We start from the raw sequence: 23,994 nt of genomic DNA on the forward strand, positions 1-23,994 counted from the left end.
CTTTTCTTCATTTACGCCTTAGATTGTGCTTCTTCATTCTCTAAGTATTTCTGTTTACTCATTCCCGTCACGCGGCGGATAATAATTAAAATAATGGCTATGACAATCAGTGCAAGTGAAACAACTTGAGCGATTCTGAGTGTATGCGTCAGCATTAAACTATCCGTGCGAAGCCCTTCTACAAAGAAGCGTCCAACTGAGTACCAGATTAAATAAGATAAGAAAATTTCTCCTTTTCGCAGACTGGTGCGGCGAAGTACCATCAACAGGATAAATCCGGCAAAATCCCATAATGATTCGTATAAAAACGTAGGGTGATAATATGTACCATTAATATACATTTGGTTAATAATAAAATTTGGAAGGTGCAACCCTTCTAAAAAAGCACGGGTAACCGGCCCCCCATGTGCCTCTTGATTCATAAAGTTGCCCCAGCGCCCAATGGCTTGGCCAAGGATTAAACTAGGCGCAGCAATATCAGCCAACTTCCAAAATGAAATCTTTTTTACTTTCGAATACACAATGGCAGTTAATACGCCTCCGATTAAGCCACCATGAATGGCGATCCCGCCTTGCCAAATCTGAGGTATTTCGTTCAAATGCTTTGAATAGTATCCCCATTCAAAGGATACATAATAAATTCGTGCACAAATAATAGCTATTGGCACAGCAAATAGAATAAGATCAACAAATGTATCTTTTGATAAGCCTCTTCTTACGCTTTCTCTTGTCGCAATATAAAGACCCAACAGAACACCTGCACCGATAATGACACCATACCAGTAGACCGTTAGAGGGCCAATTTCAAGGAAAACGCGATCTAACGGCTGAATAGTTGCTTCCACAAGTTAACACCCTTTCTTATAAATCTTCACGGTCTCCTTCTTCAATTACATCTGTTAGACGTGCAGAAAATTGTTCTGCTGCGTTAATACCCATACGCTTTAAGCGGAAGTTCATTGCTGCCACTTCAATGATAACAGCTAAGTTTCGTCCCGGACGTACTGGCAATGTAATTTTTGTAACGTCTGTATCAATAATTTTCATTTTATCTTCTTCTAAACCAAGGCGATCATAATGTTTCTGCTGATCCCATGTCTCTAATTGAATAACAAGTGAAATTCGCTTATAGCTTCGTACAGCTCCTGCGCCGAATAGCGTCATCACATTGATGATCCCTAGTCCTCGAATTTCAAGCAAATGCTCGATTAAACCAGGCGCATTTCCTACAAGGGTGTCTTGATCTTCTTGACGGATTTCCACACAGTCATCGGCTACTAGACGATGACCCCTCTTAACAAGCTCTAGAGCTGTTTCACTTTTACCAACGCCGCTTTTTCCCATGATTAATACACCAATTCCGTATATATCAACTAATACGCCGTGCAGGGCAGTCGTAGGTGCTAGCCGGCTTTCAAGAAAATTCGTTAAATGGCTGGAAAGTCGCGTCGTTTTAAAGTTCGAACGCAGCACAGGAACTGATTCACGCTCTGAAGCTTCGATAAGTTCTTTCGGTACATCCATTTCGCGCGAAACAATGATAGCCGGCGTGATATCTGTACACATCTTTTCCATTCGAACTTTTTTTTGTTCATCATCTAACTGTTTAAAAAATGATAGTTCTGTTTTACCTAACAGCTGGATACGTTCTGCTGGGTAGTATGTAAAATAACCTGCCATTTCAATACCTGGACGTGAAATATCACTCGTTGAAATAGGACGGTCGATTCCTTCTTCTCCGCTAATAAGCTCTAATTTAAATTTCTCAATGATGTCTTTTGTACGTACTTTAACCACCGTGCATCCTCCTTTTATAAACAGTCATATACCTGTTCATGTCTACAGTATATCCAACTCTCGCTTTTATGTCGCGTTTGGTTCTACTAGCCACTTTATTTTATCATTAATACAGAAAGAAAAGAAAAAAAAGATGGCATAGGCTGCATCGCCTTACCATCTTTTTTAGAAAATTAAATATTGCAAGAAAGTTATCTTCTATTTTGAAGCGGTTCAACAATCACTCGTTGAATAAGCGCATTTAGAAGCGACATAATTACCGAGGCTAAAAGCGCTGTACCAAACCCGTCAATATTAAAAGAATCTCCCATAACACTTTGCGTAATCATCAGCGTAATGGCATTAATGACGAATAAGAATAGGCCAAGCGTAAGAAATGTCACCGGCAGGGTAAGTAAAATTAAAATCGGCTTAACAAACACATTCAAAATCGATAGAATTAAGCTCGCGATAATAGCTGCACTGACCGATTCCAAGTGAAAGGTGTCAATATAACCTGCGATTACGATTAATACGAGGGCATTGATTAAAATACTAATGATTCCACGCAATAACATTTTTAGAAATCTCCTTCTTCATTTGGAACTAAAAACACAAAAATCATATATAAAATGACCGGAGTACCTACTGTAAAAAATAAACTGATGATAAACAATACGCGGAGTAGTGAAGCGTCTAGTCCGATATACTGAGAAATACCGCCGATTACACCCGCAAGCTTGCGATTTGTTCGCGAACGATACAACTTTCGCACGTTAATCATCTCCTTTGCTTTTTTACTAAAACAAGCATTTTCTATTTTATAACAATTGAGCCCGTTTTGGATTCAGCTAACAATTTATAGCCTTTCGGCGAAGCAACATTTGCTTTGAAACGAAGTTGTTTCATCACCGTTTCTTTTTTCTCATCTACTATTTCCATCTCAGGAAGTGTACACGTAAAATTCCCAAAGTTAGATTTCAAATCTCCATCAACGGAGAGGTGGGACGGCGTATAGAGCGTAATGCTTCCTGTAGTCGTTTTGAAAAATGCTTTTTCAATGCGCTCTCCTTTTAAGTACGTATCAATATCCCCGTTAAATGTCTGAACATCAATCTTTTTTGTATCTCCATCAAATTTAACCGTTCCATTGATTGTTTCAAGCTCACATTTCGAAGCGAGTATTCGAGAAAGTTCCATGTGCCCGTTTGATGTCTCCATTTCAAGAGAATGGCTATTCACATCGTAAAAGCGGATGGTGCCATTAGCTGTTTTGGCTTTCAGGTCTCGTACGCTTAGTCTTTCCCCATCGATTGAACCATTAAACATACGGAGCTTGACGCGTTCATATTCCATTTCTGGAATATAAATAATCGCTTTCACCTTCATTTGCTTTTGCTGAATTGCAAAGCGCAGTTTGCCATTTTCGATGGAAAATGCGGTATGCTGCAAGAAAGTGCGGCGCGCTTCATCCGAATTCTCTACTTTGTAGATAGCAGCTTCACACTCTATTCGTACTTCTGTACTTCCCCAAGGTCGGAGTTGAACGCTTCCATTTGCTAAATCTACGTCAATCTCTTGAATATATGCTTCTGATTGCTGAAAGATGTGCTGAACGTCAATCGAAGGACCAAAGTTAAAATCTAAATCTCCTTCTTTTACTTTTTTTACCGTTTGATCTACAAATGTAAATAATTTTTCCTTTAAAGAGCTTTGAGATGACTTAGAAGCGTACGTTTTTTTCTGTTTTCCTCCTACATAAGGGGATAGCTCAGCTTTATCAGGCGTAGCATAGTAAGAGTCATTAGCTGAGTCTTTTTCCAGTGAATTCAGCAAGGTTAAAGCCTCATCTACGCTAAGTTTCCCTTCTTCTACCATCTGTAAAATTTGTTTTCGCTTTTCACTCATACCTTCCATCTCCTCTTTACGTTTTAGTCATTTAACTTTTATCTGCTTAATATTTGTATCCCTTTTACAATATTCCATACAAACACAACAACATTAACTAAAGAAACAACAACTAAAGCTACAATTAAAAGAATAAATACCGTTCCACTAGAGCCAGTAAGAGCAGGAAGCAAGAAAAATAAGAACAAGATCGCTGTAGCGATAGGTAATAAATGTGACAAAAATGCAGTTTTTGCATGTTTCTTTACTTCTATGTTATGAACAACAAAATAAATAATAATAGGTAATAAAAATGGTGCAAAGAAAACGCTAAAATAATTTAAGGAAGATAGTATGCGATTTCCTTCCATAATAATCAGCTCCTTATATCATGTACTACGTTTTAATGAGTTAAAAAGTTTCATTCTTTATAAAAAAGACACCAATGCTGGTGTCTTTTAACGAGTTAATGCCTCTGCTTTTTCAACTTTTTTCTCCATACGCTTACGGTCACGTTCTAAAATTGGCTTCAAATAATGGCCCGTATAGGATTCTTTTACTTTCGCCACTTCTTCTGGCGTACCCGTAGCCACAATTTGTCCGCCTTTATCTCCACCTTCAGGCCCTAAATCAAGTAGATAATCAGCTGCTTTGATCACGTCTAAATTATGTTCGATCACTAGAACTGTATCTCCATTTTCAACTAAACGCTGAAGCACTTTTAATAAACGTGCGATATCATCGACATGAAGACCGGTAGTCGGTTCGTCTAAAATGTACAGCGTTCTTCCTGTTGAGCGACGGTGAAGCTCTGAAGCTAACTTTACACGCTGGGCCTCTCCACCCGATAAAGTAGTGGCCGGCTGTCCAAGCGTGATATAGCCAAGTCCTACATCGTAAATGGTCTGCAGCTTCCGCTTAATCTTTGGAATGTTTTCAAAGAAGTGAAGCGCGTCTTCAACTGTCATATCCAACACATCTGAAATGTTTTGATCTTTGTATTTTACTTCTAAAGTTTCCCGGTTATATCGTTTGCCGTGGCAGACTTCGCAAGGAACGTATACATCTGGCAGGAAATGCATTTCGATTTTAATAATACCGTCTCCTCGACAAGCTTCACAGCGGCCGCCTTTCACGTTAAAGCTAAAGCGGCCTTTTTTATATCCGCGCACTTTTGCTTCGTTTGTTTGGGCAAATACATCTCGAATGTCATCAAATACACCTGTATAGGTTGCAGGGTTTGAACGAGGCGTACGGCCTATGGGAGACTGATCAATATCAATGACTTTATCTAAATGTTCAATGCCTTTGATTTCTTTATGTTCTCCTGCTTTGCTTTTTGCTTTATGCAGCTTTTGCGCCAATGATTTGTGAAGGATATCATTTACAAGCGTACTCTTACCTGATCCAGATACACCTGTAACAGCTGTGAATACACCTAACGGAAGCTTTGCTTTTACATTTTTTAAATTGTTTTCTTTTGCTCCTATAATTTCAATCATCCGATCTTTATCTATCGAACGTCTTTCGGCTGGAAGTGGAATAAACTTCTCTCCTGATAGATATTGACCCGTTAAGGAATTTTCATCATCCATCACTTCCTGAGGCGTGCCTTGAGAAACAACGGCACCCCCGTGTACGCCCGCTCCTGGTCCGATATCAATTAAATAATCAGCTGCCATCATCGTATCTTCATCATGCTCTACAACAATCAACGTATTCCCAATATCGCGCATGTCTTGCATTGTGCGAATTAAGCGATCGTTGTCACGTTGATGAAGACCGATAGAAGGTTCATCTAAAATATAAAGAACCCCCGTCAAACGAGAACCGATTTGAGTAGCCAAGCGAATGCGCTGCGCTTCCCCTCCTGAAAGAGTTCCAGCAGAGCGGTTCAATGTTAAGTAATCAAGTCCCACGTTAATGAGAAAGCTTAGACGCTCACGAATTTCACGCAGTATCATATCCGCAATCTTCATGTCTTTTTCAGATAAACTGAGACTTTCAAAAAAGTCATATGCTTCTTTTACTGAAAAGCGTGTTGTATCTCCTATATGCTTTTCGTCAATAAGCACCGCTAAGCTTTCGCGTTTTAAACGATTTCCTTTACATTTTGGACAAGCTTGCTGAGCCATGTATTTTTCCATTTGCTCACGGATATAATCAGAACTTGTTTCATGATAACGGCGTTCTACGTTCCGAAGCACACCTTCAAATTCGATATGATTTTCTCTTACTTGGCCAAAATCATTTTCATAGCGAAAGTAAATTTTTTCTTTACCGCTGCCATATAATACTTTATCAAATAAATGTTCCGGGATATCTCGAACCGGCACATCCATGTCGATGCCGTAATGTGTACATACGGCTTCAAGCAGCTGCGGATAGTATTGAGAACTTGTTGGCTCCCAAGGTGCAATTGCGTGCTGATGAAGTGTTAAGTCATAGTTAGGAATCACTAAATCTTTATCCACTTCCAATTTCGTTCCTAACCCGTCACACGTCGGACACGCCCCGTACGGACTATTAAATGAAAACATGCGGGGCTCAAGTTCTCCAATGGAGAAGCCACATTTTGGACAAGCATGATGCTCGCTAAAAAGTAATTCTTCCTCACCTATTACATCAATAATTACTTTCCCATCTCCAAGGCGAAGAGCTGATTCCAAAGAGTCCGACAAACGAGCGGCTACACCTTCTTTGACAACAACGCGATCAATCACTACTTCAATGGAGTGCTTTTTGTTTTTTTCCAGTTCAATTTCTTCTGTTATTTCACGCATTTCTCCGTCTACTCGAATGCGAACGTACCCTTCCTTTTTAATATCTTCTAATACTTTTACATGGGTGCCTTTTCGGCCAGATACCACAGGGGCCAGTACTTGAAGTTTTGTACGTTCAGGGTACTCTAAAATTCTATCTACCATTTGCTCAATCGTTTGAGACGTAATTTCAATTCCATGATTAGGACAAATCGGCTTTCCTACACGAGCAAACAAAAGGCGCAAATAGTCATAGATTTCGGTCACAGTTCCGACGGTTGAACGAGGGTTTCGGCTCGTTGTTTTTTGATCGATTGAAATAGCAGGCGACAATCCTTCGATCGAATCTACATCTGGCTTATCCATTTGACCTAAAAACTGTCTTGCATACGCCGAAAGTGACTCGACATAACGTCTTTGTCCTTCAGCATAGATTGTATCGAAAGCTAAAGAAGATTTACCAGAACCTGACAACCCTGTTAATACCACTAATTTGTCTCGCGGGATTTCAATATCGATATTTTTCAAATTGTGGGCTCGTGCACCTTTTACCACGATTTTTTCCATCGCCATGTTTTATCACCCTTCCGCTTTTAATTCTAGAATCAAGTCACGAAGCTCAGCTGCGCGTTCAAAGTTAAGCGCTTTGGCTGCTTCTTTCATTTCTTGTTCCATTTCTTCTACGAGCTTTGCTTTTTCTTTTTCATTGAGTTTATCAAATGCCGGTGCTTCTTCATACGTTTCTGTATCTTCTGCTACTACTGTTGCACGAATTGAGCCTCGAACTTCTTTTTGAATCGTTGTCGGTGTGATACCATGCTCTTCGTTGTAAGCTTCTTGAATACTTCTACGACGCTTGGTCTCATTGATAGCAATGTCCATGGAGTTTGTGATGCGATCTGCATACATAATGACATGTCCATTAGCATTTCGCGCAGCACGTCCGATGGTTTGAATAAGCGATCGTTCTGAACGCAAGAATCCTTCTTTGTCCGCATCTAATATGGTTACTAACGAAACTTCTGGAATATCTAAACCTTCACGAAGTAAGTTAATCCCTATGAGCACATCATATTTTCCAAGCCGCAGCTCTCGGATAATTTCAATACGCTCGAGCGTCTTCACCTCAGAGTGAAGATATTGAACTTTAATGCCAATTTCTTTTAAGTAGTTCGTTAAATCCTCAGACATTTTCTTTGTTAACGTCGTGACGAGCACTCGTTCATTTCGCTTAATCCGGTCGTGAATTTCTCCAATTAAATCATCAATCTGCCCTTCAATTGGTCGAACTTCAATATTTGGATCTAATAATCCCGTTGGACGGATAATTTGTTCAATCACCTCAGGCGCCTTCTCAAGTTCGTAAGGACCTGGTGTTGCTGAAACATGGACGATTTGTTTAATATGCTGTTCAAATTCATCAAATTTAAGCGGACGGTTATCTAATGCAGACGGCAAGCGGAAACCATGGTCCACCAACACTTGTTTACGCGCTTGGTCTCCATTATACATTCCTCTAACTTGAGGAATGGTAACGTGGGATTCATCCACCACAAGAAGGAAATCTTCCGGGAAGAAATCCAGCAGTGTATAAGGTGTAGAACCAGCCGGACGAAGCGTTAAATGACGAGAGTAATTCTCGATTCCTGAACAAAATCCCATTTCTCTCATCATTTCTAGGTCGTAGCGAGTGCGCTGCTCCAAGCGCTGCGCTTCTAAAAGCTTTCCTGCTTCTTTTAACTTCTCTAGCTGTTCTTCTAGTTCTTTTTCAATGTTTTGAATGGCGACACGCATTTTTTCTTCCCTCGTGACGAAGTGAGATGCCGGGAAGATAGCCACGTGTTCACGATCTCCAATAATTTCTCCTGTTAAGGCGTCGACTTCGCGAATGCGGTCAATTTCATCCCCGAAAAATTCCACGCGAATACAGTGTTCATCTCGAGACACAGGAAAAATCTCAACAACATCACCGCGAACGCGGAACGTTCCGCGCTTGAAGTCAATATCGTTTCTTTCGTACTGTACATCCACTAGCGTACGAAGCAGCTGATTGCGTTCTTTTTCCATTCCTACTCGAAGAGATACGACCATTTCTTTGTATTCTTCCGGAGACCCTAATCCATAAATACAGGATACGCTGGCAATAATAATGACATCTTTTCGTTCAAAAAGAGCAGAAGTTGCCGAGTGACGAAGTTTATCAATCTCGTCATTAATGCTTGCATCTTTTTCAATAAATGTATCTGTTTGAGGTACATAAGCTTCAGGCTGATAGTAATCATAGTAACTGACAAAGTATTCGACTGCATTATTAGGAAAAAACTCTTTAAACTCACTGTACAATTGACCAGCAAGCGTTTTGTTATGAGCCATAATTAATGTCGGCTTATTTATTTCCTTAATAACATTAGACATAGTGAAGGTTTTTCCCGTTCCTGTAGCACCTAATAATACTTGATGCTGCTTACCTTCTTTAATTCCTTTCACAATCTTTTCAATTGCCTTTGGCTGATCACCTTGCGGTTGATATGGGGATACTAATTCAAACTGATCTTTCAAATGAAGGCCTCCGTTTCTATTTTCTTGTTTTATCTATTTTTATTACGATATGTAAAAACCGAAAACACGAACTGATATTCGTATTTTATCACTTTATACTCATAAATGAAACTAATGAGTATTAATCTTATATAGTGTTTGTTTGTTTTGATTTTTTACCCTGTTACTTTATTACCCACTAAATTCTTATACTACCCTTTTCGAGGGGAATACAACTCTTTAGATGAAAGCAATAAAAGAAAGTAAGCTGCCTAATTGTTTGAAAAAGATAGGCTTTTGCGCCAATTTCTAAATTATGATACAGTATAAAAAATATGTACTGAGAGGGGTTTAGTATGGCAAGCGTTGATCAAGTTCTTATAAATAACTCCTTTATAACAGTTGAAGAATCAACTTCTTTAGCTAAAGTGAAATCTGAACTTTCCAACTATGATTTCGTTGTAGTCACAGCAAGTACCTTTTATGTAATACAAAAAGATGAACGATACCTTTTAACAGGTCATGACGAGGCATCGTCCATTAAAAAAGTAATAGCGGACACAAATTGGCCTTCATCTTCTACTTCTACGTTAGCCAATTTACAAGCCAACACAAACTGGAATAGACCAGTCCTCATTCAAGCAGAAAACCAAGAAACCACAATAGGACTTGTAACACCTTCACAGTGGATTACACATTTGCATAGCCAAAATGAGATATTAGCTTCCTATTTTGATACATTGGCAGAAACCATTAATGATGCAGTGACAGCGGTCGATCATGAAGGAAATGTAATCTTGTGGAATACTGCTGCGGAACATACGTATAAGATTCAGAGAGATGATATTATTGGTAGAAAAATCGGAGAGCATTTTAAAGATGAATCCATCATTCTACATACGATTCTAAATGAAGGGCGTCCTGTGCGCGGAACGTATCATCGTCCTAATGAACAAACTCACGTGCTCATCAATGCATCTCCTATTATAAGAAACAACCGAGTCATAGGTGGAGTCGCAACCGAACATGACATTACCAATATTGTAAGACTAAATGAAGAAATTGATGTATCTCTTCTCATTCCGAAAGATAATCCATTTTCTTCTTTTGCGGGTATCAGTCCTGAAATTAAGCAAGCCGTTGACATTGCCAAAAAAGTGGCATCTACAGATATGCCTATTTTATTAACAGGAGAACCTGGTTCTGGGAAAGAAATGCTGGCTCAGGCCATCCACTACGGGGGATCCAAACATAAAGAACCTTTTTTATCTTTAAATTGCGCCACTATTCCATCTGGACTTCTGGAAATTGAACTCTTTGGTCATCAAAAAGACGTCTTTTCAGAAGATCCAACGACCATTGCAGGAAAACTGGAGCAGGCTCATAACGGGACGTTATTTATTGAAGAAATTGATAAAATGCCTCTTGAAATTCAAGTTAAGTTTCTCCGTTACTTGGAAGAACGAGCCTTTTATCACGTTGGAGGCACGGAAGAAATTCAAGTCCAAACCCGAATTGTAGCCTCTACTACGACGCCTTTGGAAGAGTTGCTAAAAGCCGGTGAATTCCATGAAAATCTTTACTATTTGCTGACCGTCATTAATATTATCATTCCGCCGCTTCGAGACCATAAAGAAGACATTGAAGCATTAACGCAGCAATTTGTACAGGAATTTAGTAAAAAGTATAAAAAGAAGGCTCCTTTCATCAGCTCTGAAGTTCTCGAAGCCTTTATGCAATACGATTGGCCAGGAAATATTCGCGAGCTGAGAAATACGATTGAACGAATGATTTTTCTTAGTGATCAGTCGTTGATTACCCTTACGCACCTTCCTGACAATCTGAAGGATGCCAGTTCTTTCACAGAAGTTCAAAAAGAAGAAGATTCTCTCCAAGAAGCTAGGCTAATAGAAGAGACTCTTCAAAAAACCTATGGAAACAAAAGTGCAGCAGCAGATCTGCTTGGCATTTCGCGCGGCACCCTTTATAACAAAATCAAAGAATACGGATTAAACTAATTAAAAAATTCGACACGAAGCTCAGGATACTTGTGTCGAATTTTTTATGTTTCTTGGACTGAACTTATTTGGAGAAATTTTTTAATACGAACCATACGTTGGCGGGGCGTTCGGCTAGGCGTCTCATGAAATACCCAAACCAATCAATTCCGTAAGGAACATAAACCCTGACTTTATATCCTTCTTTGACCAGACGATCCTGTAGCTCTACGCAAATTCCATAAAGCATTTGGAACTCAAACTGATCATTTGAAATGCCGTTTTCTCTTACTAATCGTTTTGTATACTGAATCATTTCCTCATCATGACTTGCTACAGCTGTATAGTGTCCATTTAATAAATGCATTTTAATGATTTTTTTATAGTTTTCATCTACGTCTTTCTTTTCCAGAAACGATACTTCTGGCGATTCTTTGTAAGCTCCTTTTACCAGACGTAAATTGGCTTGATATTGATGTAAGTCATTCATATCTTGTTCTGTACGATAAAGGTACGCTTGAATCACAATTCCAATATTATCAAATTCTTTGCGTAATTCTTTATACATATCAAGGGAGATTTGGCAGTGCAAGTAGTCTTCCATATCAATTCGAACAAAAATATCATTCACTCTGGCTGTGTGTAGAATTCTGCGCATATTTTCCATACAAAGCTCTTTGCTAATATCCAATCCTAAAGAAGTCATCTTTAATGATAAATTTGATTGAACGCCCGATGCTGCAATGGCTTCTAGTGTCTGAATGCACATGGCCGTAGATAACCTAGCTTCCTCTTCTGTAAAAACAAATTCGCCTAAATGATCGAGTGTCACAACTTTCCCACCATTGTTAAGCTCCTTGGATGTTTGAATTGCTGATTCAATTGAGTCTCCAGCAACAAAACGAGCTGCCCCCATCCGCAATCCATACTTTTTAGCTAATTTATTCATTGAATGATTTTTGCCAAGCGACTGAAACATCGTTCTCATTAACACTTCCATCGATACTAAACCTCCTTCTATTTTTAAAAATCAAAATAAATATAATTTTCAGATTAATTTCTTTATTTTTCTATACCCCAACTACATATTTGTACACACATTTAAAATAATTTACACAAAATTGTTTAAGTTATTTTATTTACAAACATATTTGTATAATTAATTTAATTATACTCATTTATCGATGGAACCGTAACAACAGTGTTATGAGTTCTAACTCGTTTTTCGACATAAAAAAGCTCTCCACATTTCGTAGAGAGCTTTTGCGTACGTTTTGATAATAGGACGATTCACTTATCATCAAAGCAACAATCTTTGTTTTCCAGCTGCTAGCATGCCTTTTGCATATATAAAACCAATGGCTGCTGAAAGTAAATCTATTAAAATAATAAGCGGATAATCTGCGTACCCTTTATATACAGAAACAGCTATCAACAAAAGCGTCAGCGCTGTGGCAACATATAGGTTATATGTTACTCTAGCAAACAGAACAAGCAATATGGCGGGTAGAAAAACTGCGGCAATCGTTTTGACTTCCACAAACATTTCTCCTTTTTATCCGTCTTTTAACCAGCTTGTGAATTACGTTTTGTATAATTGTGTACAAACAAAATACCTAGTTCATGATGTTCGTTGTCATACAATGCTCGCTGAGTAAAGCGAACTTCTCCATTTTCGTCAATAACTTCTAGCTTACAAAAAGCACGGTTATTCACTTGTAATGCTTCATAAAATTTATGGACTTCAGATATAGCGATTCCATTTACTTTAATAATCACTTCTCCTACTTTCAAACCCATTTTCTCTGCCGGAGAATGAGGGATAATTCCTAACACAACCAAACCTTGTGTACGCTTAGTAAATAGTGCGGGCGCTTTTTCATCGCTTCGACGCTGCTGCAAACGAATCCACTCTCTTCCTATGATCGCTAGAATAACAACAGCGACAGCGGCAGGAGGATAAAAAATAGCAGCAATTGTAATAATCGTTAATCCCACGCCTAATGCTAATACACGCTTACCGGTAAATTCAATAGATTTAAACGGAACCATACTTTGAATTCGCTGATAAAAACCGATAGCAAAAGGAACAAAAAACAGGCTAAATGATGTTCCGTCAATAGATAACACAGGCCACCATGGAAACACAGACGTAATGGCGCTGCCTGGAATTAAGACAAAAAGCGGAACAACCCATAATTTTTGAGAATAATGAGCCCCAATTTCCTGCCCTCTTTTACTTTTCACAATGGCTGGAGACGTACCTTTTGCTCCAAACTTCCAAATTAAATATCCTTCTGCTAATACAAGCAGCGACATTAAAATAGTAAGAGAAGGTAAATCTGCGTTATGAGCTTGCACAGACCACGTTTGAATAAATCCTTCACCGAAACCAGCTGCAGGAATAAGCAAGGTCGCAAGCACAGCCAGTCCTACCGTATAAGAAGGAGAAAGCCATTTAAACGTCCACGGGCCGCTTATGATAAAAGTTAAAACAGCTACAAGTACAATCGTTCCTATAGATACATAGACACCTAGCAACACGGTAACAACGGATAAAATCAAACCAATAATGATACCTGGAAAAAATAAATATTTTGCTTCTAAAATAAAATCAAACACGCGAACATGAAAATTCTGACGCTCTCTCTTGACGCGAGAAAGACCTACAAAAAACGAGACGAGCAGAAATAAATAAGTTAACGGGTGCAAAAATAAACGCCCGATACCTTTTAAAAGCTCTAATGCAAAATCCATTTTTTCACCACCTGTATTTTTCACATTTTTATTACAACATTTACGATTGATTGTTATGTATCATAGGCTTCTTTATTTTATCAAAATGCATCACTAACCGACAATGTTGTTTTTACTAAAAAAAGTTCCGTGCTTTGGAAAAGCACGGAACTTTTTCTGCTTCTTATTGACTAGCTAGCTTTAAAGCCGTTTGAAGCTGACGATCTTCATCTTTGGATTTAATTTTTTCTAATAGTTTTGTTTGTAAAAGCGCTGCTGTATCTTCATCAATTTCACCTGTAGCTTTTTGCTTATTGGCTTTTTGGAATGCAGTTACAGCTGTTTCTGTCTCTTTACTAAAATATCCGTCTGTACGTCCAGGTTCAAAGCCAAGGCCTTTTAGCATCACTTGAGCATTCTTCACTTGGTCACCTGTCATATCACGTGTTAATGGCTTTTTATCAACTTGAATTGGATTTGCATAATAGTAATCCGGCTGCTTGACTTCTACCGTTGGTTTTATACCTTTTTCGTTAATCCAGTTTCCATCAGGCGTTAGCCATTTATAGAACGTTAATTTTAAATTACTGCCGTCTTCCATTGGAACAGCTTGTTGAACCGTTCCTTTTCCATAGGATTTTTCACCGACTAGCTTGTATCCGCCTGCTTCTTTTAATGCCCCGGCAAGAATTTCAGAAGCAGATGCACTTCCTCCATCAATCAAGGCCACAATTGGATAATCCTTTTGCTTTTTCATTGAAGAAACCACTTTTTGACGTTCACCGTTACGATCTTCAATTTGAATGTATGGCTTTTTATTCGTTACTAATTTATCGAGCATTTTTTCAACACTCGTTAAATAGCCACCAGGATTTCCACGAACATCTAGAACTAAACCATCAATATGTTTATTTTCAAGTTTTTTCAACTGTTTCGTAAATTCGTCTCCCGTTGATTCAGAGAATGACGTAATTTCCATGTAACCAATTTTTTTATTGTTTACATTTTTAACAGAAGAATAGACGGTTTCAATTGGAATCTCATCTCTTACAACTTTTACTTTCATCGTTTCTTTCACGCCTGGTCTTTGAACATCTAATGTCACGGTAGAGCCTTTTTTACCGCGAATTTTTAATACCGCTTCATTCAATTCAAGACCCGCGATACTTTTACCATCGATCTTTAAAATCTGATCATTTGGTTTTAATCCTGCTTTTTCCGCAGGAGATTGTTTAAACGGAGCTACGATTGTTACTTTTCCATCTACCATGCTTACTTCAGCACCAATCCCCTCAAACGATGAATCAAGAGACTGCGTGAATTGCTGTGCCGTTTTCTTATCCATGTAAGATGAGTGGGGGTCTCCTAAGGTTTGTACCATTCCTTGGATTGCGCCATCTAATAATTTTTTGTCATCTACATCTTTGTAATATTTTGAAGATATCAGTTCGTAAGCCTGCTTGATTTTGTCTAGCTCTTCCTTTTCCACTTTACTATCATTTGAAGAAGTTGTAAGGGGGGTACTGACCGTTCCAGCATTTGCATACTGAATGCCAAAATATGTACCTGCTGCTCCAACAACTAAGGAGAGTGCCATTAATAGTGCAACGATTTTCCGATTCAAGTTCTTTCATCCTCCTCAACCTTAAGCCATCTCTTCTTATTATAATAGATACAACCAAAACTATGTAATAAAAAGGATGCATGTGTTATTTGTAGCAAAAGGCACCACACAAATCAAGTGCGATGCCTTTTTGTTAAACTATATGTTGAGCTTGTACCACGTATGCTAGGAACTTAAAATTTAATATAACGTTCAGGGTTTACAGCAGAGCTTTTGCCTTTCCAATCGCCCTTATGCAATTCAAAATGCAGGTGAGCACCAAACGAACGTCCTGTGTTCCCTATATAACCTAATTGTTGACCTTTATTGATAGATTGACCACTTGAGACGCTGTAGCTCTCTAAGTGAGCATAAACTGTAACCCACGTCTGACCTTCGACATTGTGACGAATAAATACGGCATTACCAAAAGAAGAAGAATGATATGCTCTAATTACTTTTCCGCTTGCTGCGGCTACAACTGGCACACTTTCTCCTCGCTTTCCAATATCAATACCGTAATGTCCTCTTCCAAACGTTTCTCGATATCCAAAATGAGATGTTACCGGGCCCTTTGCCGGCCTCATAAACGACCCGCTTGTAACAGGTGGTGCCTCCTCTGTTGCCCCGGCTTTTTCAATTTCTTGCTGTTGAGCTTGTGCTGCATTTTTTTGATCGGCTAAAGTAGAAGCTTGCTCTTCCAATCCAACGGCTTCTTCATTAAATTCTTTTTCCTGATCTTTGAGCGTTTGCATGAGGTGATTCTTTTCATCCACTTGTTTTTGCAGCTGCGCACGAAGATTTTTAAGTTCTTCAAGCGCTTGATTTACTTCCGTTAGCTTGTTTTGAACTTTTGTTTCTTTCTCTTCTTTTGCCTTTTTATCAGCTTCATGCTGCATTAACAAATCGCGGTCAGCCCCTACAATTGTCGAAACCGCACTCACTCTGCTAATAAAGTCTCCGAAGCTTTCAGAGCCTAGCAGTACATCTATGTAATCCACAGACCTGCCGTTTTCTTGTAAAGCACGAGCACGCTTTTTTAATAGCTCATTTCGTTTTTCAATTCTTTTTTTTACAACGTCAATTTCATTTTTCAGCTTTTCGATGTCTTGCTTTGCTTTTTCTACTTCAGCTTCACGGCTGCGGATGTCTGCATTTGTCTGTCCGACTTCTGAATCCAAACGCGCAATCTCAGCTTCTTCGTTTTTTTGCTGTTCTTGAACTTCTTTTAATTTCTCTTTATTTTGATTAATATTTTGGTTCACATCGTTACTTTTTTTCTCTAAATCACTGAGTTTAGTAGTGCTAGCACTTTCTGCATAAGCAACTTTTTCATTACCTATCCAAGCTGTACCTAGTCCAACTAAAACTGCTGCTGTCATTACTAATGTCTTACGTGTCATTTGTTTCTCCCCATTTGCACATATTTCCCCGTATAAACGGGCATTAGCAAGACCCCCATTAGCACTTTTTTCTATTTTTATCTGTAATTACACAACAACCTCACATCTGATAAACATCAAATGTGAGGTTGTTATAATCTATTATGTTAAAAATCTATCTTTATTTTCGTAAGAATTTACGGATGGATAATGTACTTCCCCACATCCCAATTAGACCACCGATTACAAGTAGTAATAGCGATACTTGAAGCACGAATGGAAAAGCAGGTAAAAGTTCAAAGAATCCATCGAACTTAGGCTGAACTTCATTATATAAAACGCTGTACACACCGATAATAACAGCAATTGGCACAATAGAACCAAGCACTCCTAAAAACAGACCTTCAATAAAGAACGGCCAGCGAATAAAGGAGTTTGTGGCTCCAACTAAGCGCATAATTTCAATCTCTTCACGGCGAGCTACAATCGTAATTTTAATTGTATTTGAAATGAGGAACATCGCTGTAAATAGAAGCCCTAAAATCAGTACTACTCCGATATTACGAGCTACTTTCAGCACTTTAAATAACTTTTCAACTTGATCTTGTCCGTATTGAACTTTTGCTGCATACGGATATTTCTCAATTTGTTTAGCTACTTTTGCGACATCAGTCGGCTCTTTTGTTTTAACAACAAACACATCATTTAATGGGTTTTGCTGCTCAAACGGTTCAAAAGCTTGTCCTTCATCACCCATACTATTAATTAAATCTTTTAACTCTTTATCTTTAGAAGAAAACGTCACCGTATCAACTTGCTTAATTGCATCTAGCTTTTCTTTCATTGCTTTTCGATCATCCGCTGTCGCTGCAGCATCAACGTGAACGCGAATTTCCACATCATTTTCAATCAATTTAGCAATGTGGTTTAAATTCATCATCAACATAAAAAATACGCCTACAAGCAAGAGCGTCACGGTAACCGCGCTTGCAGATGCGAATGTCATCCAGCCGTTTCTTCCTAAACTTTTAGATCCTTCACGTAAGTGGCGACCGAATGTCCTAGCCTTCATATCCGTATTCACCTCTTACTTCATCACGCACAACATTTCCATTTTCAATCGCAATTACGCGCTTTCGAATTGTATTTACAATTTCACGGTTATGCGTTGCCATTAAAATAGTCGTACCGCGTTTATTAATCTCCTCAAAAATATCCATGATTTCCCATGAAGTCTCCGGATCAAGGTTCCCTGTCGGTTCGTCGGCGATGACAACCTTAGGACTATTCACAATTGAACGCGCAATAGACACACGCTGCTGCTCTCCTCCAGATAATTCATCAGGGAAAGAATCCATTTTACCCTTTAACTTAACAAGCTCTAGCACCTCTAGCACTCGCTTTTTAATTTCTTCGGGACTTTGCTCAATTACTTCTAGTGCAAAAGCAATGTTTTCATAGACCGTTAATTTTGGAAGCAGCTTGAAATCTTGAAAGACTACACCAATATGACGTCTAAAGATAGGAACTCTGCTATCTTTTATTTTTGCTACATTTGCACCGTTTACAATGATATTTCCTGAAGAAGGCTTTTCTTCACGATACATCATTTTAATAAAAGTGGATTTTCCTGCTCCACTTGGTCCTACGATATAAGCAAACTCACCTTGATTAATCTTGATGCTAATGCCATTGATTGCTTTTACACCGTTCGGATACGTTTTATATACATTTTGCATTTCAATCATAAGTAATCACCTAATCAAGTGTGTTATTTTAATACTATGTAAAACTTGTCAAAATACGACAAAACTCTACAATTCAAACCAAAAATTCGACTCTTCTCACGCGCTTTCTCATTATAACATCACTCTTCGTGAAAATAAGCCCCAAAAATATTACATTTTTATTTCAAATATGACATAAGTAGGATATTTTTAGCAGGGTATGAGAATTTATCCTTATTTTTAATTCTGTTGTTTTTTGCTGTTCACTTTTTTACGAATATCGTTAGACAAAGCACATTCATGTCTACTTTTTTACAAACAAGGTATGATAAATAAGAAAAACGATGAGGAGAGATAACATGATCACTATTTATGGAAGTTCACGGGAAAACGGAAATACGGAAGAATTGGCTAAAGCAGTCTTAAAAGATATCAATACTGAAGAAGTTTACTTACGTAGGCATACCATTAACCCCATTACTGATATGCGTCACGATGAACATGGATTTACCAATCAACAAGATGATTATTATGATATAGCGAAAAAGATGGCAGCGCACGATACTATTTTATTTGTTACGCCTCTTTACTGGTACGGTATGAGCGGATTGATGAAGAACTTTGTGGATCGTTGGTCTGAAAGCCTTAGAGATTCGACAATCAACTTTAAAGAACAAATGAAAAATAAGCGCGTCTATGTATTAGTAGTCGGGGGCACAGGCGCATCTGTAAAGGCCCTTCCTCTTATTATGCAATTTCAATACATTGTCGATTTTATTGGTTCTTCCTTTAGCGGATACATCATTGGAGAAGCCAATGCACCTGAAGACATAGCAAAAGATGTCAAAGCTCAACAGCAAGCTATTGTCTTAAATGAACAATTAAAGCAGCTTTAACACAAAAATAAGACGGATACCCGTCTTATTTTTTCTTTGCCAGCCAAGCCGCAACTTTTTTGGCATCTTCTTCATTAATCAGTCCTTTTGGCATACCGCCTTGACCATTGTTAATAATGTTTTCAATTTCAGCTTCTGAGTGCTTGCTGCCTACATGCTGCAAGCTTGGCCCATTTGCTCCTCCTAAATCTACACCGTGACAGCCTGTACAGTTTTTCTTCACAATATCTTCTGCACTCGCTGAAGATTCACCGGCAGATTCATTTTTGGAACTGCCTCCGCCGCACGCGGACAAAACAAGCGCTAGGCCAATTGTTAACGTTAATAATACTTTTTTCAAGCCTTCTCCCCCTTGCTGTAGAGTTTTCACTCTATTATAACCTACTCAAGAATGTTTAAAACACTCTGTTTACAAGGACTTTGTTTCAATTTCATGAATTCTCTCATCGTATTTATGTATGAGGTCAAGCAATTGATTCGTTTCCTAAACGTTTTTTGTATACTACGCGTGAAATTGTCACACTGAGCTCATATAAGAGCAGAAGCGGGACAATGACTAAAATATCCGAGATAAAATCAGGAGGAGTAATAAGCACAGATATCACAATTAAAGCAAAATAAGATAACTTCCTTGCTTTAGCTAACCTCACTGGATTTAGAACCCCTAAACGCGTTAAAAATAAGACAACTAAAGGCATTTCAAATAAAAAACCAAATGGTAAACACAGATTAAGCATAAAACGGAAATAATGCTCCGCCGTAAACATGAGTGAAAACTGATCATTCGACAAACCTGTTAAAAATGCTAAAACCATTGGAAATAAAACAAAATAACCAAACCCCAAACCACTTACAAATAAGAAAAAAAAGAATGGAATGAAGGTAATCATAATCTTATACTCTTCCTTTTTTAATCCCGGTGAAACAAACCGAAATACTTGATAAGCAGCTACTGGAAGTGTAAAAGCAAGCGCAAAAACAAATGCAATCACCATATAAATCCATACAATTTCACTTGGTCCAAGTACAGCAAGCTTGCCGTCCAAATCTTTCACTAGCCACTGATAAATATCTTGTACAAATACAAAACTGACAATAAGTAAAACTACAAATGCACAAAGTGTTTTAATAATACGAACACGCAATTCTTCAAGGTGCTCCATCAAGCTCATTTCTCCCATTGTCTATTTCTCCTTTCTGACAAGTAGAAATAGACGAGTTTCCTCGTCTATTTCCTTACTTACAATGTCGATTCATTCCTTTTTTGTTCAGAAACGGTTGCTGCCTGCTTTTCTTTAACACTTTCATCATCTGATACGAGCCCTTTTGCTGCTCCTTTAAATTCAGTTAATGTTCGCCCAAACGCCCGTCCAACTTCCGGCAGCTTAGACGGCCCAAAAATAATTAACGCAATGACCAAAATAATAACTAAACCAGGAATTCCAATATTAGAAAGCATACTTGACCTCCTTTCCCTTACTCAATTTACTGCTGTACTTTTTCTTTCTTTTTCAACTCTTGTTTTTCATGTGCTTTCCCGTGTGCCCGCATACGATCTTCCTCTACTTCCTTAGAAATCTTTAGCCCACGCGGCACGTTATTTACTTCAACTTCTGTCATACCTTTTCCATCTTTTTTATATTGAAAGGAAGCTCGAGTTGAAATTTCCGCACCAGGTTCTGTTACAAAAGGCACAACGCGATAATCAGCTTGCCATATATCAGGAGTGACCGTACACCTTACATATCCTCTGTAATCATTAAAGAATGTAAGATGGGGATTTTGACTTAAAATTTTATCCGTATCAGCTCGTTTATCTGCTCCGTTCCCTCCGGAAGTGATGGAGGTGCCAACGAACTCTGCACCAATAATTCTTGAATTAAGATTGGAAAAATCCGTGTGTAAATTAGAAGCCCAGTTAGCGTGCACATCTCCAGTTAGTACAATGACGTTGTCCAACTTTTTCTTTTCAATAAAATCAATAACACGCTGACGATTCGCCGTATACCCATCCCATGCATCCATGCTGTATGTAGGCTTAGCCGCCGTTCCAAATTTTCTGGGAGCAAAGAAAATTTGTTGAGCCAGTACGTTCCAATGACACGCTGATTTTTCAAGATTAGTAAAAAGCCATTTTTCTTGTTCAATCCCTAATAGTGTACGTTTAGGATCAAGAGATTCTGGCGTTTGCGGCTTTGTTCCGTCTCCGTTTGCTTGATCGTCTCTGTATTGACGCGTATCCAACACTTGAAAGGAAGCTAGTTTCCCATATGAAAAGTCACGATACAATCTCATATCCGTTCCGTGAGGCAAGGATGTTTGACGCAAAGGCATATGTTCGTAATAAGCTTGATAAGCTGCCGCGCGGCGTTGAATAAATGCTTCTACTGATTGTCCTTTTTCAGGAATTACATTTGCATAATTGTTTTCTACTTCATGATCATCCCACGTCACAATCCAAGGAAAAGCAGCATGAGCAGACTTCAAATTGGCATCTGACCTGTACTGAGCATGCCTGTTTCGATAGTCTTGAAGCGTTTGAATTTCTGCGCTGCTGTGAGTACGAACATTTCCGCTTGCAGCCACATACTCGTTTGGTCCATATTCATAGATGTAATCGCCCAAATGAACCACAAAATCCAATTGTTCTTTAACCATATGTTCATAAGCTGTAAAGTAACCATGTTCATACTGTTGACACGAAGCGAATGCAAACGTCATGCTGGCTACTTCTGCATTTGCTGAAGGAAGTGTTTTTGTTTTTCCAACCGGGCTTAACTCATGACCGCTTTTAAATTGATAATAATAAATACGGCCTGGCTTTAATCCTTTTACATCAACGTGAACAGAGTGAGCAAGTTCAGGTCTAGCAATTTCTGTTCCTCGTTTGACAATTCGATGAAAGTCTTCATCTTCGGCAAGCTCCCATTTTACTGGAACGGGTTGATTAGGCATTCCCCCGCCATTCAATGGGTCTGGTGCTAATCTTGTCCAAAGAACAATACTATCTGCTAAAGGATCTCCCGATGCGACGCCTAAAGTGAACGGATAACTTGAAAATTTAGGCGCTGCCGCTGAAACTTCTACTGCATTTAAACCGATAGACTGAGCAATTGTTAAGCCAAGTGATACTCCTGCTACTTTTCCAGCTCCTTGTAAAAAACGCCTTCTATCAAACCCTTTACTCGAAGAAAAACTGTTCTGTTTTACTTGCTCTATTAATTCGTGTAACGATTTATTTGCCACTGCACATGCCCCTTCCTCTTGATTTAACTCAAATTATAAAAGCTGTTTGTAAAAGAGGTATAAAGGATTGTAAAGAAGCATTTACCATAAAATAGGTATTTTAAACCATTTTATTTCATTGACAAAATAAGCGAACGGACGACAGCAACCTTTAAATTTCTGCATTTTCTTAATTTTCTATCTACAAATAGTTCTTTACGCTCGTTTTTCTTCATTCAAATTTTACAAAGTCCTAACAACTAAAAAAAGGCAGCATACCGAGGTATACTGCCTTTTGATTAAATATGAGAACGTAAATACGCATCAATAAACGGATCTAGATCTCCATCCATTACACTTTGCGTGTTTCCGACTTCCGTATTTGTGCGGTGATCTTTTACTAACGAATACGGATGGAATACGTAAGAACGAATTTGACTTCCCCATCCAATATCTTTTTGTTCTCCGCGGATTTCAGCTAGCTGTTCTTGCTGCTTCTCAATTTCTAACTGATACAACTTAGATTTTAACATCTTCATTGCTTGCTCACGGTTTTTAATTTGTGAACGTTCCGTCTGACAAGATACGACTACATTAGTTGGGAGGTGAGTAATACGAACAGCTGAATCTGTTGTATTGATATGCTGACCTCCGGCACCGCTTGCACGGTACGTATCAACCTTCAAATCTTCCGTACGAATATCAATTGAAATTTCATCGTTAAATTCCGGCATTATGTCGCACGATACGAATGACGTATGGCGACGGCCTGATGAATCAAACGGAGAAATGCGAACGAGACGATGAACGCCTTTTTCAGCTTTTAAATACCCGTACGCATTATGGCCTTTAATTAAAAGCGTTACACTTTTAATACCAGCTTCATCCCCAGGTAAGTAATCAAGTGTTTCTACTTTGAAACCTTTTTTCTCCGCCCAGCGCGTATACATACGTAGTAACATTGAACCCCAATCCTGTGATTCTGTTCCACCAGCACCTGGGTGCAATTCTAAAATAGCGTTATTTTTATCATACGGCTCGCTTAAAAGCAGCTGTAATTCAAAGTCGTTCATGCCTGAAATAAGCTCTTTTAGTTCACTAACTAGTTCTTCTGCTAAATCTTCATCGTATTCTTCTTTTACAAGTTCATGAGATATCTGTAAATTTTCGTATGTTTCATCTAAGTGGTTAAATTGATTTACTGCATCTTTTAAACCATTGGCTTCATTAATAACAGTCTGAGCTGCCTGCTGGTCATTCCAAAAATTTGGATCAGCCATAGTCTCATCTAATTCATCGATACGAGCTTGTTTTGTATCGAGGTCAAAGAGACCCCCTAAAGTCCGCTAATCGCTTAGCTGTTTTGTCAAGTTCTTGCTTAATTTCTACTAAATCCATGAGTTAAACACCTCTATTTTATTTTTGACGCACAGGAAGGAAATGAGAAGACTCATTTCCTTCCTGT

Annotated in this window: 22 protein-coding genes; 2 read left to right on the forward strand and 20 right to left on the reverse strand. The window is 38.5% G+C overall.

The annotated features are described in order from the left end of the window. Positions 1-11 precede the first annotated feature (11 nt). From lgt to uvrB, 8 genes are all read right to left on the reverse strand, one after another. Entirely contained in the window at positions 12-845 is an 834-nt protein-coding gene (gene lgt, locus ACNHOZ_RS20460; RefSeq protein ID WP_028412041.1) for a prolipoprotein diacylglyceryl transferase, read from the reverse strand. Between the two features lie 16 nt (positions 846-861). Next, a complete protein-coding gene (hprK, locus tag ACNHOZ_RS20465; RefSeq protein ID WP_042991820.1) occupies positions 862-1,797 on the reverse strand; it encodes an HPr(Ser) kinase/phosphatase in 936 nt (311 codons plus the stop codon). A 191-nt stretch (positions 1,798-1,988) separates the two neighbouring features. After that, positions 1,989-2,354: a phage holin family protein gene (locus ACNHOZ_RS20470; RefSeq protein ID WP_013059727.1), complete on the reverse strand. Its 366-nt coding sequence runs from the start codon at positions 2,352-2,354 to the stop codon at positions 1,989-1,991. Positions 2,355-2,356: 2 nt separating this feature from the next. Next, positions 2,357-2,551 (reverse strand): PspC domain-containing protein, encoded by a 195-nt coding sequence (locus tag ACNHOZ_RS20475; protein ID WP_029714382.1) that lies wholly within the window; start codon positions 2,549-2,551, stop codon positions 2,357-2,359. Between the two features lie 41 nt (positions 2,552-2,592). After that, entirely contained in the window at positions 2,593-3,684 is a 1,092-nt protein-coding gene (locus ACNHOZ_RS20480; RefSeq protein ID WP_028412039.1) for a DUF4097 family beta strand repeat-containing protein, read from the reverse strand. A 38-nt stretch (positions 3,685-3,722) separates the two neighbouring features. Next, positions 3,723-4,034, reverse strand: a complete 312-nt coding sequence (locus ACNHOZ_RS20485) for a hypothetical protein (RefSeq protein ID WP_013059730.1) — start codon at positions 4,032-4,034, stop codon at positions 3,723-3,725. A gap of 87 nt (positions 4,035-4,121) precedes the next feature. Beyond that, on the reverse strand, positions 4,122-6,998 hold the full coding sequence (uvrA, locus tag ACNHOZ_RS20490; protein ID WP_028412038.1) for an excinuclease ABC subunit UvrA: 2,877 nt from the start codon (positions 6,996-6,998) through the stop codon (positions 4,122-4,124). A gap of 6 nt (positions 6,999-7,004) precedes the next feature. After that, positions 7,005-8,984: an excinuclease ABC subunit UvrB gene (gene uvrB / locus ACNHOZ_RS20495; RefSeq protein WP_447697280.1), complete on the reverse strand. Its 1,980-nt coding sequence runs from the start codon at positions 8,982-8,984 to the stop codon at positions 7,005-7,007. A 335-nt stretch (positions 8,985-9,319) separates the two neighbouring features. Here uvrB and ACNHOZ_RS20500 point away from each other — a divergent pair, with 335 nt between their 5' ends. Beyond that, the gene (locus ACNHOZ_RS20500) at positions 9,320-10,981 is read left to right on the forward strand and encodes a sigma-54 interaction domain-containing protein (protein WP_047749599.1); all 1,662 of its coding nucleotides are present in this window, start codon (positions 9,320-9,322) and stop codon (positions 10,979-10,981) included. Between the two features lie 64 nt (positions 10,982-11,045). On the opposite strand, the gene ACNHOZ_RS20505 is transcribed toward ACNHOZ_RS20500, so the two are convergent. The 7 genes from ACNHOZ_RS20505 to ftsE form a co-directional block, all read right to left on the reverse strand. After that, positions 11,046-11,960 (reverse strand): proline dehydrogenase, encoded by a 915-nt coding sequence (locus ACNHOZ_RS20505; RefSeq protein ID WP_275210649.1) that lies wholly within the window; start codon positions 11,958-11,960, stop codon positions 11,046-11,048. 300 nt (positions 11,961-12,260) lie between these two features. After that, positions 12,261-12,500, reverse strand: a complete 240-nt coding sequence (locus ACNHOZ_RS20510; protein ID WP_447697281.1) for a DUF2198 family protein — start codon at positions 12,498-12,500, stop codon at positions 12,261-12,263. Between the two features lie 26 nt (positions 12,501-12,526). After that, entirely contained in the window at positions 12,527-13,717 is a 1,191-nt protein-coding gene (locus tag ACNHOZ_RS20515) for a PDZ domain-containing protein (RefSeq protein WP_028412033.1), read from the reverse strand. Between the two features lie 163 nt (positions 13,718-13,880). Further along, positions 13,881-15,320 carry a S41 family peptidase gene (locus ACNHOZ_RS20520; RefSeq protein WP_028412032.1) on the reverse strand — a complete coding sequence of 480 codons (1,440 nt, stop codon included), beginning with the start codon at positions 15,318-15,320 and terminating at the stop codon, positions 13,881-13,883. A 173-nt stretch (positions 15,321-15,493) separates the two neighbouring features. Beyond that, on the reverse strand, positions 15,494-16,702 hold the full coding sequence (locus ACNHOZ_RS20525; RefSeq protein ID WP_275210648.1) for a murein hydrolase activator EnvC family protein: 1,209 nt from the start codon (positions 16,700-16,702) through the stop codon (positions 15,494-15,496). 160 nt (positions 16,703-16,862) lie between these two features. Next, positions 16,863-17,753: a permease-like cell division protein FtsX gene (gene ftsX, locus ACNHOZ_RS20530; RefSeq protein WP_014457813.1), complete on the reverse strand. Its 891-nt coding sequence runs from the start codon at positions 17,751-17,753 to the stop codon at positions 16,863-16,865. Beyond that, positions 17,743-18,429, reverse strand: coding sequence for a cell division ATP-binding protein FtsE (gene ftsE, locus ACNHOZ_RS20535; protein WP_013085414.1), 687 nt, complete (start codon positions 18,427-18,429; stop codon positions 17,743-17,745). Before ftsE ends, ftsX begins: the two co-directional genes overlap by 11 nt. Before the next feature lie 338 nt (positions 18,430-18,767). Here ftsE and ACNHOZ_RS20540 point away from each other — a divergent pair, with 338 nt between their 5' ends. Beyond that, positions 18,768-19,304, forward strand: a complete 537-nt coding sequence (locus tag ACNHOZ_RS20540; RefSeq protein WP_275210647.1) for a flavodoxin family protein — start codon at positions 18,768-18,770, stop codon at positions 19,302-19,304. A gap of 25 nt (positions 19,305-19,329) precedes the next feature. Here ACNHOZ_RS20540 and cccB read toward each other — a convergent pair whose 3' ends face one another. The 5 genes from cccB to prfB form a co-directional block, all read right to left on the reverse strand. Next, the gene (cccB, locus tag ACNHOZ_RS20545) at positions 19,330-19,644 is read right to left on the reverse strand and encodes a cytochrome c551 (protein ID WP_013059743.1); all 315 of its coding nucleotides are present in this window, start codon (positions 19,642-19,644) and stop codon (positions 19,330-19,332) included. Between the two features lie 124 nt (positions 19,645-19,768). After that, positions 19,769-20,485 (reverse strand): twin-arginine translocase subunit TatC, encoded by a 717-nt coding sequence (gene tatC, locus ACNHOZ_RS20550; protein WP_275210646.1) that lies wholly within the window; start codon positions 20,483-20,485, stop codon positions 19,769-19,771. Positions 20,486-20,544: 59 nt separating this feature from the next. Beyond that, on the reverse strand, positions 20,545-20,763 hold the full coding sequence (locus ACNHOZ_RS20555; protein WP_028412028.1) for a twin-arginine translocase TatA/TatE family subunit: 219 nt from the start codon (positions 20,761-20,763) through the stop codon (positions 20,545-20,547). A gap of 26 nt (positions 20,764-20,789) precedes the next feature. Next, positions 20,790-22,523, reverse strand: coding sequence for an alkaline phosphatase D family protein (locus ACNHOZ_RS20560; RefSeq protein WP_375166611.1), 1,734 nt, complete (start codon positions 22,521-22,523; stop codon positions 20,790-20,792). A 305-nt stretch (positions 22,524-22,828) separates the two neighbouring features. After that, positions 22,829-23,927 (reverse strand): peptide chain release factor 2 gene (gene prfB / locus ACNHOZ_RS20565; protein WP_114896991.1). Its coding sequence is split into 2 segments (ribosomal slippage): positions 22,829-23,863 and positions 23,865-23,927, totalling 1,098 coding nucleotides; the frame shifts between segments, so codons are not numbered across the junction. Positions 23,928-23,994: the final 67 nt, after the last annotated feature.

This window comes from Priestia sp. D51 (assembly GCF_053345675.1).

Coding starts and splice junctions, on each gene's coding strand:
- ACNHOZ_RS20470 (WP_013059727.1), bottom strand. CDS start 2,354: ATGTTATTGCGTGGAATCATTAGTATTTTAATCAATGCCCTCGTATTA.
- ACNHOZ_RS20480 (WP_028412039.1), bottom strand. CDS start 3,684: ATGAGTGAAAAGCGAAAACAAATTTTACAGATGGTAGAAGAAGGGAAA.
- ACNHOZ_RS20485 (WP_013059730.1), bottom strand. CDS start 4,034: ATGGAAGGAAATCGCATACTATCTTCCTTAAATTATTTTAGCGTTTTC.
- uvrA (WP_028412038.1), bottom strand. CDS start 6,998: ATGGCGATGGAAAAAATCGTGGTAAAAGGTGCACGAGCCCACAATTTG.
- ACNHOZ_RS20500 (WP_047749599.1), top strand. CDS start 9,320: ATGGCAAGCGTTGATCAAGTTCTTATAAATAACTCCTTTATAACAGTT.
- ACNHOZ_RS20505 (WP_275210649.1), bottom strand. CDS start 11,960: ATGGAAGTGTTAATGAGAACGATGTTTCAGTCGCTTGGCAAAAATCAT.
- ACNHOZ_RS20515 (WP_028412033.1), bottom strand. CDS start 13,717: ATGGATTTTGCATTAGAGCTTTTAAAAGGTATCGGGCGTTTATTTTTG.
- ACNHOZ_RS20525 (WP_275210648.1), bottom strand. CDS start 16,702: ATGACACGTAAGACATTAGTAATGACAGCAGCAGTTTTAGTTGGACTA.
- ftsX (WP_014457813.1), bottom strand. CDS start 17,753: ATGAAGGCTAGGACATTCGGTCGCCACTTACGTGAAGGATCTAAAAGT.
- ftsE (WP_013085414.1), bottom strand. CDS start 18,429: ATGATTGAAATGCAAAATGTATATAAAACGTATCCGAACGGTGTAAAA.
- ACNHOZ_RS20540 (WP_275210647.1), top strand. CDS start 18,768: ATGATCACTATTTATGGAAGTTCACGGGAAAACGGAAATACGGAAGAA.
- tatC (WP_275210646.1), bottom strand. CDS start 20,485: ATGGGAGAAATGAGCTTGATGGAGCACCTTGAAGAATTGCGTGTTCGT.
- ACNHOZ_RS20555 (WP_028412028.1), bottom strand. CDS start 20,763: ATGCTTTCTAATATTGGAATTCCTGGTTTAGTTATTATTTTGGTCATT.